This window comes from Alcanivorax sp. HI0007, assembly GCF_001635525.1.
Taxonomy (GTDB): Bacteria; Pseudomonadota; Gammaproteobacteria; order Pseudomonadales; family Alcanivoracaceae; genus Alcanivorax.
The window spans coordinates 1-749 of sequence record NZ_LWEJ01000218.1; the positions used below are offsets into that span (position 1 = coordinate 1).

General features: G+C 47.2%; 1 protein-coding gene and 1 pseudogene. Both read right to left on the bottom strand.

What is annotated here, in order from left to right:
• Positions 1–125 precede the first annotated feature (125 nt).
• Entirely contained in the window at positions 126–482 is a 357-nt protein-coding gene (locus A3714_RS10970; protein WP_063527179.1) for a hypothetical protein, read from the bottom strand.
• An 84-nt stretch (positions 483–566) separates the two neighbouring features.
• Positions 567–749: pseudogene (locus A3714_RS18255) on the bottom strand (hypothetical protein); the annotation flags it as partial.

Genomic DNA, 749 nt, shown 5'->3' on the forward strand with positions numbered 1-749 from the left:
GGGAGGTTTAATGCCAATTGATCGAGACCTTGGAGCGTAGTAGGCGAGGAAAACGGGGACTATCCGAGAGGATGTTCTGCTCGGGTATCCACACACGACGTGACGGTGCTGTTACCAATAAGGCGCTAATCTTTCTTATACAGCACTGTCACTTTGCCGGCAGGTTTGTTCTTGCCTATCTCATAATCAGGGTTGAAAGTGGCGAGNTTATGAGCGGCGATGCCAATCACTGAGGCAAAGCCAGTAACCTGGGTAAAGCCAGTCGGGATAGCGAAGCTGGCTAAGGAGGCCGCTCTGTATTCTGTGTACACGCGGCAACGTAGCCCTTTTTTTTCAATGGCTCCCTCGACTTTATTTACCACGGAGCTGATGTTCTTGACCGCGACAATTTGAAAGGAAGCTTTCTTGGCAATGAGTTCGGAGAGCTTTTCAGTAGTGATGTCTTCGGAGGTGTATTTTTCGATGTCAATATCTTTGCTCATTGAGTTGTCCTAGTTTGAGGAGATGATAAAACGGGCAGATTCGCTGCCCGTTCTAGTCAGCGACTGGGTCTTATTGAAGTATGATCAAAGCTCCGCTATTTGCTGTAGGGCATCTTCATAAGCAAATAGTGTGTCGAAGTTTTCGTTGTAAATTAGGTAGAGGGCGGACTGTATGTTCTCGTGTGGCGTTTCTTCGATGGTATCTTTGAATATGTTGGTATGATGCATGCTTCCGGAAAGCACCATGAAGCTTTCGTCCTCCATTAC